The sequence below is a fragment of the Bacillus sp. P14.5 genome (assembly GCF_003316765.1).
Taxonomy (GTDB): Bacteria; Bacillota; Bacilli; order Bacillales; family Bacillaceae_B; genus Rossellomorea.
Genome location: NZ_NIJF01000083.1, coordinates 333,449 through 342,078 on the forward strand (window position 1 = coordinate 333,449; position 8,630 = coordinate 342,078).

Below are 8,630 nucleotides of genomic sequence, written 5' to 3' on the forward strand. Positions count from 1 at the left end.
GCATCCAAGCCGTTTAGGTATTTGATTCTGCAGATAATATGTACGACACAATCTCATTTCTAAGTGTAACCATTGGAGATGACTTTAAGCAACAGATACATAAAGAAACCTTGATTTTAATGTAGAAAATACATTGCCATCATAATCATGTCAGTATTCAGAAGTATCCCAACAAAATAAAAGCTCTCCTCTAAGAAAAGGAGAGCATCTTGTAAATAATTTTTTATAATCCCCATAATAACATTCTGTAAGCCATGTTTTGTTCCTTCGTACTGCAAGCGATGGGTCATCTCGTACTCCGGCGGCAATCATCTATCTACGAAACAGAAGTTTCGTCCTTCTTCTCGTTGAATTCCTCAAAGAAGATGCCCCTACCATATTTTGGGTTTCTCGCTCGCGGGGTTTACCTCGTTCCACTCTTGCAATTTCTTGCAAGACTCCGTCACTGTGGCACTTTCAAGGTATTCACACCATATCACAAGGACTTAGGTGTTTTCCCTGCCGTCAATCTGCATGCACAGACTGCCCTAGCTTATGAATTGGCTAGGCACGAACACTACGGGCATCTCAGCACCGTGCGAGCATGGACTTTCCTCTACAACAAACGTTGCAGCGATTACCTGAATGTTATTATTAGTATATCCAAAAAATAATTATACAGAAGAACAGGCTTAAGTACAAGGGCTATTATTTTCCAGAATCAATCGTACAGTTTGTTTCCAAATACATGCTTCTCCAGGTTCGACAGCCTTTTAAGGATATCAAAATTAGTCGTTCCGGTCTGCTGCTGCTGCGGAGACGGAGTGCGGCGGTTTGATTCTTCAACCTGTTTCTTCAAGCGCAGATTTTCTTGCTGCAAATCTTCAATTTCCTGATGGAATGTTTCATAATCTTTGATGATCAAATCAAGGAATTTATCCACGTCTTCTTGTTTGTAGCCGCGCATTCCAGGTTTGAATTCTTTTTCAAGTATATCTTTTGCGGTCAATTTTACTTTATCAGATATCATATTTTCACCTCTAAATTCAACCAACATCAAGTATATTTTTTCAAAAAAAGCGCTATTTGTCAATTTTTCTTTCAATCAATAGTATTATATTGTTCCTCTTCCACTATCCATTGTAAATCCATGAAAGTAATCTGCCTGATATCAAGAGGATGACTTTCCTTGTATTCCTTGGCTGCTTTATAGAAATATTGAGGAGAACCTTCTTTTTCTTCATCATATAGGATGATAAGGGCTTCACTTTTATGCAAAAACAACTGATCCCTGTTACGGAACTGCGCAGGGCTGGTATACGGCTGCTTCGAGACGCTGTCGACAAAATCAGCTTGAGATGTGATCATCTCGTAATACTCTTTATTATTTTCATTCCAGTTTTCTTCCTGATTCAGAAATGGGGTCAATATTGCAAGCTTCAAATCAGGATACTCGATCTGCAAGTCAAAAACTACTTCGGCAGCCCATAATTCTGTTCCCATCTGTCCGCTTATCAATACCCATTCCAAGTCATCTTCCAGAAGGGACTCGAGCTGCTTTTGGATTGCCGCCTTAATATACTGCAATGCTGGTTCATCTTCTTTAAAGATGCCCAATTCATATGATTTATAGCCTGTTACGGCTGCCACTAAACCCACCTGCTTACCTCCCTGCAAATGACTTTATTCTTTACACTATAATCAATTCTCCTTCCTTTGTAAAATATAGTCGTATTTCGCTAATGACTGTTTTTTAAAAATGGCTGTTTTCGTATTTACTGCTAATTTTGGAAAATTACTAATCATATGATTTTTGACTTTGCTTTCAATTGGATCCTATAAAATGAAACTTTACTTTTAAACAAGGGAAACGAGATCCCTTCCCGTTGATTTCAGCTTCTCTCTTTAACACGCGCTATGTATAAGGCTGTTTTCAAAGATTTGTGCTGTTGAAAAGAGATGGATTTCCGCTCCAATCCTTCAATATAAAAGGCGGAAGAGGATAAAATAGCATTTAAAAGCACCAATCTTTTATAAAGGATCCTTTTAAAAACACACAAATAAAAACCAAGGACAGCAGAGTGCCCTTGGTTGTAAACATTATCTTCCCTGTCCATAAGGTCCCATAGGGCCGCCCATTGGTCCCATTGGTCCCATCGAGCCGCCAGGTCCTCCTGGTCCTCCTGGGCCTCCCGGTCCTCCCGGGCCTCCTTGACCACAATTGAAATGCTGGTGTGAAACGCTATCCACCATGGATTGTGATTGAGGGAAATAATGCTTATGCTGGTACATTTGGTTATTTACTATAGTCGTATGTTGTGGGTGTACATGTGGCACTTCATACGTTGAGAAGTTATTTACTGTACAGCATTTTGTAGGATGCATAACTGTCGGAAGAACTTGATTAGGTCTGCAGTGCATACTAATTTCTCCTTTCATCTTTTGTTTCGTTACATTAACAGCCTATGATGAAAGGGTAGAACATGTACTAATGCAAACACCTATTTTTAGGGTTCGGCCGGCTTATCGAGGGTATTCTTTTTAAAAAGGCTCTTTTCGTAAACTTTGTTGCTATTTGATAAAAATTCCGAAAAAAACAGCCATAATATACCTGAATAATAGGTTTGATAATAAAAAGAAAAGAGCTGCTCTCCCCGATTCGAGAGAAAATTCTTAGTATCAGGGGATATCCGAAAGCACCAAAATATGTGAAAACACCTCTTTAAAGAAACCCAGGCAGATGACCATCCTATAATGCAATTAAGCTATCCGAGCAACGTATAAGAGCCGTCTTTCATGCTTGAAAAGATGAAAGCGGTTAAGCATATGACAACAAAAAAAGAAAAACTAAAGCTCTACTCATCAATTATCATCCTATCTCAAATTAGAATCGGCGAATTTCAACACAATTCAACATTTTACAAAAGTACAGGAGATTCCTCAATAAGAAATCACTGGGAATAGTGACAATTGTTTGACATTGGATTGCAGGTTCAGCCCCTATGATGAGACTTACATCTTTATCCCTCTGAAATTTTAAATTGTTTTCTTCTTTCGACATAAACCGGAAAAAATTAGCGATTGCTGCGGCTGCCCGGGAAATGACTGTTATTTCGCTAATTTTCTTTCCAATCTCATCAATCTTTTCTCAAGGTCCCGTAAAGTTTTTTCATTGAATAATGCTCTCTCCTTCATTTCCTCATAAACTTTCTCACTAAACATTATAGCTTTATCAAGTACTTTGAACTGATGTTCTGAAAGTTTAGCCAATTCAATGCCAGCTTCTAATCTAAGATCATCCGGTCCCATTTCCCACACTTCTTTCCAAAAGTCATATGCAGTAGAATATTTTTTCAACCGCTTATACTGAAAGGCCAGCGAATGTTTGGCAGCGAGTGATTCAGTACCATCCGCTTCAGAAACAAGTTGTTCCAATCTTTTCACAGCTTGCTCCTTATCTCCCAAGTAGTCAAACCATTTTCCGACCAGAAGCTTTTCATCAGTGCTTTGGGTTGAATCGATGCCGAGTATTTGAAAGCTCAGGTGAACATAAAGGACAACCAAAGACAGGATATCCAATTCATTATGAAGAAGTACCTTTAACATTCCTTCCGGGTCTTTTCTCTCGACAAAATCAAAATATATCATCGGGGCTAAGTAACCCGGAACATCATCTGTTCGATGGAAATCCAGAATCTCTTTTTCCACATTGCTTAGCTTGACTGAATCCATCTTTGATTTCCAAAGCCTTCTGCTGCCGTGGAACAAATCAAAGTGACCAAATGAAGGAAGTTTAGGTACATGCTCTCTTATAAGAGTATGCCTGGTTTTAACCTGCGGCCAGTCAAACGCTTTTCCGTTATAGGTTACCAGTGTATTATAGTCTACCTTTTCCAGGAAACTGTGATAAAGAGGAATTTCACTGCCCGGCTGGGGAAGGATATGCTGCCTGAGAACAAGCTTGTCACCTTTTACCTTTGCATAACCCAGCAGAAAAATTGTATTGCCGGTCCCGCCTCCCAGCCCTGTTGTTTCTGTATCAAAAAAGAATAAATCTTCCGCAGCAAGTCCCTTGGAAGATAAAGGGTGTGTGCCTTCAAATTGATTCCAGGCAGCTATGGCGTCCTTTATTTGTCCCAACCGATATTTTCCATGATGATCGGACAAGCTGTAAGTCTTCTCGAGAATTAGACAGTAATCTTCATCTAACTGATAAGGTTTGACTCCATTGGCACTCCAAGTCTCCATGAACGGAATATTAGTTTGCTCAACAGGTTTCGGTTTTTCAACAGGCTGGTCCTGTTTATCCCTTACAATATGATTCTTCATGCGGTTCAACTTGTTTTTTAGTGACATAGTCTCCCTCCCTTCGCCATTAGGCAGCTATTAAAGAATGTTGATTATTTTGGATCACTTGATTCGTTATCAGGATGTGCTTTGAGAAACATGTCCAGCAATTTCACTGAGTCGTTTTTCGCCTCTTGTGACGAAATATCCGTACCTATACAAGAAGGACAGCCATTTTCACATTGACATCCGGAAATCATCCTCTTCGCTTCCAGCAGGATCTCCCCCATTTGATCATAGACTTTCTCACTGAGCCCTACTCCTCCTGGATAGCGGTCATAGATAAAGACAGTCGGTTTGTCATTGTGAGCCGCTTTTACTTGCGGAACCACATAAACGTCACTTGGATCGCACATGACGAATAAAGGCACTATAGCCTTCAAGCTTTGCGCCAGTCCGATTAATCCCTGTTCAATCCGGTCTGTCGACAAATCGATTTCCTTCTTTAACGAGACCCATGTTGAACTGGTATGAAGTTCTTCTTCCGGCAGATGAATCGGACCGGAACCGATATTTTCATGAGTATCGAATTTGATTTTTTTAAAGATGGTCGCCATCGCCTGCACTGTGACATCCCCATATGCTGTTTCAGCAGATTCACTTGCCATCGATTTATCTTCTTCAAGCACACGCAGCTGGACAGCTAAGTTGGCGTCTGTGAAGTAGTCTACATCCACTTCCCTTACAAAGGCTTTCTTTTCTTCCCAATCCAGCAGTTCAACCTGAAACTGGATACCCTGGTGAAGATAAATCGCTTCATCATGAAGAAGGGTCATAGCGGAAAACCTGTCCATTTCTCCAATGACTTTTACGTTGGCAACATCACTTTGATCAATGATGATGACATTCTCCTGGGAAGCAGAGCGCAGACTGATGTTATGGGCAGGAAATGAATCGTTCATCCAATACCATTTTTCGCCATTTTTGTGTATTACCCGTTCTTCAGCGAGAAACTCAAGGATGTCTTCTATGTACAAGCCCCCGAACTGCTCCCCTTCCTTGAAGGGCAATTCATAAGCTGCACACTTCAGATGATCTATTAGAATGATTAGATTGTCCGGATTGATACGTGCTGTCTCAGGCGAATTCTCGAAAAAGTATTTAGGGTTCTCAATAATATATTGATCGAGAGGGCTGGAACTCGCCACCATGATGACCAATGCCTCATCCTGTCTCCTGCCAGCCCTTCCAGCTTGCTGCCAGGCACTTGCAATCGTTCCGGGATACCCGGTCATCACACATACTTGCAGCTGGCCAATGTCCACTCCGAGCTCCAAAGCATTTGTACTGACGACTCCATAAATCTCTCCGTTACGCAGGCCCTTTTCGATTTCTCTCCGCTGCGTAGGAAGATACCCGCCTCTATATCCCCTGATGGATTTAGGACCTAATTGGGACTTAACCAGCTCCTGCAGGTAGGTTAAAATTATTTCCACTCTCACTCTGCTTCTTGCAAATACTATGGTCTGGATTTTATTTTTCAGAAGAGCACCAGCAATGTCCCTGACTTCCAGCGTCGCGCTTCTTCTGATATTCAATGGCTTGTTGACGATAGGTGGATTATAGAAAACAAAGTGTTTCTTGCCGCTCGGAGCCCCGTTATTATCGATCAGTTCCATTTTCTTCTCTGTCAGCCCTTCTGCAAGCTCATTTGGATTGGCAATGGTTGCCGAAGTGCAGATGAAGATCGGGTCACTTCCATAAAATCTGCAAATCCTCCTGAGCCTTCTGATAACGTTGCTCACGTGGCTTCCGAAAACACCGCGGTAAATATGCAATTCATCGATCACGACATATTTCAGGTTTTCAAACAGAGATACCCATTTTGTATGATGGGGAAGAATGGCAGAATGAAGCATATCCGGATTGGTAATAACAATATGTCCGGCTTTCCTGACTTTCTGACGGATATTTGCAGAAGTGTCACCGTCATATGTATAGCTGTTGATCGCAGCATCCGCTTCGGCAATAATTTCATTTAGTTCACTCTTCTGGTCCTGGGCCAAAGCTTTTGTGGGGAAAATATAAAGCGCTCTGGTATTCTGATTTTCAAGTATCGACTGCAGTACAGGCAGATTGTAACAAAGTGTTTTTCCTGAGGCAGTCGGGGTTACGGCCGTAAAGCTTTTTCCGCTCATGGCCGTATCAAAAGCAGTCGCCTGATGGGTATAAAGGTTTTCTATCCCCCGCTTTTTCAACGCATCTTTCAGTTTAGGATGAATCCGTGCCGGCAGTTCCCTCAGCTGTGCTTTTTTTCTTCTATAGTATGCCAATGGACAATTTGCCTTTTATGTTCTGTTTGTTTTTGAAATTGGTCTATCATTTCTTGCAAGTTTCTTTTCCGAAGCATGCTTCTTCACCTCTCCTTTTATTTTAGCGAATAAACGTTCGAATAAAAAGAGAAAAAAATGTCAGGTAATAATTGGCTTCGCCAACCTCACCTGACATTTCTTCTAATTATGAGTTTTCAGAGATAAAATTCTTTATTTCGAATGCCAGTTTTTCCGGCTCTTCATAGATTCCCATATGCCCCGACTGCTCAAGTAAAACTTTTTTAACATTCGGGCTGTCAGAGACGAATGTTTTTTCTTTTGGTACTACATTGTCATTGGTGCCTGCCACCAGTAATACCGGAAGGCCGCCTTTTTCAATGACATGTTGAAAATCACCCCTGCTGCGCATGGCTTTTAATGTTTCTTTCGCCCCCGCTGGACTGGTATTATATCCTATTTGTTTGGCCTTATCGATTTGCTCTTTTGATTCTGTCAGTCTGTCCTGATTAAATAGATTAGGAACCATCCCATCAATAAAGGAATGCATGCCTTCTGAATCAATTTTTTTGATAGATTCTGTCCTTTTTTCCTTGGCTCTTTCATCGTCTGGCAGTGGAGTCGAATGGATCAATCCAAATCCCTTTAGCTTGTCAGGAAAGTTTTCCGCAAAGGATAGCGTCACATAACCACCGAGAGAATGTCCCAGCATATATACCTCTTTCAGCTGTTTTTGGTCCATAAAGTAGTGGATGTCTTTGGCCATTTCTTCTATGGAATATCCACCTTCCGGGATACCGGATTCTCCATGCCCGCGAAGATCTACTGCAATTACACGATATTGGTCTAAAAGAGGCATCACTTTTTCCCAATACTCCTGGCTTCCGCAAAAACCATGCAACAGAATGACTATTTGTCCTTCACCCTGATCTTTATAAGAGAGTTCATTTATGCCGACACGCTGAGTATCCATTCCATTCACGCCCTTCCTCAGAATCTATTCTTTATAATGCCCTCCAAAAAATCGTATAAACGTATAAAGGCTATAACACACTTCATTGCAGCACTACATAAAATGAATAGTGAAAACGGATGGAAAGGAGACAAGTATGATGGATGGTAACCTGCCTGATAAAAAGAGACCCAAGTTCGGTGAACTAATGGACTCATTCTTTCAAGAAAAGCCAGTCCGAGGTATCCTTGAAAGCATAGATGGTTTTTTTTCTTCGCCCTTTCCTTTTGGAGGATTTCCGGTGGAGCTTAAAGAATCAAAAACTGATTATACAATTACAGCAAAACTGCCCGGGGTGAAAAAAGAGCAAATCGATATTGATATTTTTCAAAATTATGTAACGCTCTCGGTTCACAATCAGGAAGTCCATACCTCTGAAAATGAAAAAGCAAATGTTTTTTTCCACAAGCAGGTGAAGCAGCACAACTCAAGAACCATACCCCTTCCTGGCATGGTGGATGAACGTAAAGTCAAGGCTTCCTACGAAGATGGAGTATTGACGTTGAAGCTTGGTAAATTAAAGGGAAAGAAAGTGGAATTATAAAAGAAAAATACAGCGGCCTGGTCAGCCTCTCTTACAGATTTTAACGAGAGGCTTTTAGCTTTTTATATTGGCTGTTATAAAAGTAATGGATTTCCACTTCAGGCGGGCGTTGAGCCTCCTCGGCTTCGCCTGAATAAAAAGTGGAAGCGCCTTGATCAGCCCCGACAGGCAAATGTTCTCAAGAGAAAAAAAGGCGGTTTTCCTTTTATTCTCTTGGGGTTATTTGACCTCGGCGAGCAGGCGGATAAAATAAGGGGATATTTTCCCGTTATTTGCAAATTGGAACTCATTTTGTAGGTGAATAGAGGGAATTTTTCCCCTTATTAAAAGAAAAAGCACCTATATTCTAGTGGTTTGGGTCGAATAAGGGGAAATTCTCCCTCTATTTGAGCTATTTCTAGTGGTATTTATTAAATAAGGGGAATTTTCCCTCTATTTGTTAAAGAGCAAGCTCACTTTTGAACCCGAGGGGCTAGGC

General features: G+C 41.0%; 6 protein-coding genes, 1 other RNA gene and 1 pseudogene. 1 reads left to right on the forward strand and 7 read right to left on the reverse strand.

Annotated features, from left to right (window positions below):
- Window positions 1–243: 243 nt before the first annotated feature.
- The 7 genes and pseudogenes from rnpB to B9Z54_RS16360 all read right to left on the reverse strand — a co-directional run bounded on the left by rnpB (window position 244) and on the right by B9Z54_RS16360 (window position 7,569).
- Window positions 244–628: RNase P RNA component class B (rnpB, locus tag B9Z54_RS16325), an RNA gene on the reverse strand.
- A 72-nt stretch (window positions 629–700) separates the two neighbouring features.
- Window positions 701–1,009 carry a cell division regulator GpsB gene (gene gpsB, locus B9Z54_RS16330; RefSeq protein WP_113929416.1) on the reverse strand — a complete coding sequence of 103 codons (309 nt, stop codon included), beginning with the start codon at window positions 1,007–1,009 and terminating at the stop codon, window positions 701–703.
- Window positions 1,010–1,080: 71 nt separating this feature from the next.
- Entirely contained in the window at window positions 1,081–1,638 is a 558-nt protein-coding gene (locus B9Z54_RS16335) for an SLOG family protein (RefSeq protein WP_113929377.1), read from the reverse strand.
- A gap of 441 nt (window positions 1,639–2,079) precedes the next feature.
- Window positions 2,080–2,400: a CotD family spore coat protein gene (locus tag B9Z54_RS16345; protein ID WP_113929379.1), complete on the reverse strand. Its 321-nt coding sequence runs from the start codon at window positions 2,398–2,400 to the stop codon at window positions 2,080–2,082.
- 687 nt (window positions 2,401–3,087) lie between these two features.
- Window positions 3,088–4,335 (reverse strand): ribonuclease H-like domain-containing protein, encoded by a 1,248-nt coding sequence (locus B9Z54_RS16350; protein WP_113929380.1) that lies wholly within the window; start codon window positions 4,333–4,335, stop codon window positions 3,088–3,090.
- A 44-nt stretch (window positions 4,336–4,379) separates the two neighbouring features.
- Window positions 4,380–6,676, reverse strand: a pseudogene (locus tag B9Z54_RS16355) (DEAD/DEAH box helicase).
- A gap of 107 nt (window positions 6,677–6,783) precedes the next feature.
- Window positions 6,784–7,569, reverse strand: coding sequence for an alpha/beta fold hydrolase (locus tag B9Z54_RS16360; RefSeq protein ID WP_113929381.1), 786 nt, complete (start codon window positions 7,567–7,569; stop codon window positions 6,784–6,786).
- A gap of 139 nt (window positions 7,570–7,708) precedes the next feature.
- Between B9Z54_RS16360 and B9Z54_RS16365 the strand changes: the two genes are divergently transcribed.
- Entirely contained in the window at window positions 7,709–8,152 is a 444-nt protein-coding gene (locus tag B9Z54_RS16365; RefSeq protein WP_240189966.1) for an Hsp20/alpha crystallin family protein, read from the forward strand.
- The last annotated feature ends 478 nt before the right edge of the window (window positions 8,153–8,630 follow it).